1 pseudogene is annotated in these 1,227 nt (G+C 65.1%); it reads left to right on the plus strand.

The features are described from left to right. Positions 1 to 1,227: pseudogene (locus AHiyo1_RS24380) on the plus strand (hypothetical protein); the annotation flags it as partial.

Raw genomic sequence — 1,227 nt, forward strand, 5'->3', positions numbered from 1 at the left:
GCCAGAGGCCCGGATCCCGCCGGAGGCGCTGCGGGAAGAGGAAGCGGCCCGGAAACGGAAGCGGGACCGGCAGAACATCAACATCACCCTCTACGTGGCAAGCCTGCTGCTGGTCGCCGCTTCGGCGCTGTTCATCGGCTCCAGCCTTCCGTCCGTTCTCCGCTTCGTCGGAGTCTGGGCCATCACGGCTGCCTTCTATGCTGCGGGTTTCATCCTTCACGCGAGGGCTTCCAGGCTTCGGCCCGCCGCGATCGCCTTCGCGGGAACAGGCCTTGCGTTGATCCCCGTGACGGGCCTGGCGATGTACAACTTCGCGTTGCACAATGGCCCGGCGGCCTGGCTGGTTACGTCCATCGTCGGGACGGTGGCCTATGTTGTCGCCGCGGTGCGACTCGACAACAGGGTTCTCGCTTTCCTGTCGTTGAGCTTCGTGGTCTCCGCGGCGTGGTCGGGCGTGTCCATGCTGGGCGGTGCCCTCGTCTGGTATTTCGCATGCCTGATCGGATTCGCCGTAGTCCTGACCCCTATAGCCATGCGCAGACCGCGCTGGCTTCCGCCGGTCTATGTCCGGCCCTTGATGTCCCTCCACCCCTATGTGGTGCCGCTCGTTACGCTTGCCGCGAGCTTCGTTCCCCAACATTTGGGGAAGGGCGAGTACGCCATCGTCATGATGGCGTGTGGACTGTATTTTGCCGTGATGGCGGCCCTTCCGCAGGGCATCTTCCGGCTCCCACAGTTCTATGCCGCGCGGCTCTTATTCACGGTGGCGTTCCTTGTACTCCTGTCCGACGCGGGGCTTGGACTCCCGGAAGTGCTGCTGGCCGGCGTCGTTCTCCTTGCGGCGCAGTCGCTATGGTCGGCATTCGACAGCAGCCGGCTGGTCCGTTGGTTCCCTGGGCCGGGCACATCCCAGGCGATCCGGCGCTGCCGCATTGATGCCGTGGCGTGTTTTGGCCTTCAATCGGCGGCTGCATTCATGGCGGGCTTTGCCATCCTGGTCCGGCATTCCGCGACGCCCGTGGGGATCCCGTTGTTCGCGACCCTCCTGTGCGGTCTGGTCCTGGCGTGGAAGCTGGGCGGCGAGGCCGAGTGGCTCCCTGTTTCCGCTCTTGTGATTGCTGCCCCGTTTGCCGATGAGCTGGGCGGTTGGCCGACAGCGGCATTGTTGGCTATCGCCGGCGCGTTCTGGCTGCTGCGCGCAAGTAGGCCTAGGGAGGGCAAGCGCAA

The organism is Arthrobacter sp. Hiyo1, assembly GCF_001263615.2.
In the GTDB taxonomy this organism is placed as follows: domain Bacteria; phylum Actinomycetota; class Actinomycetes; order Actinomycetales; family Micrococcaceae; genus Arthrobacter.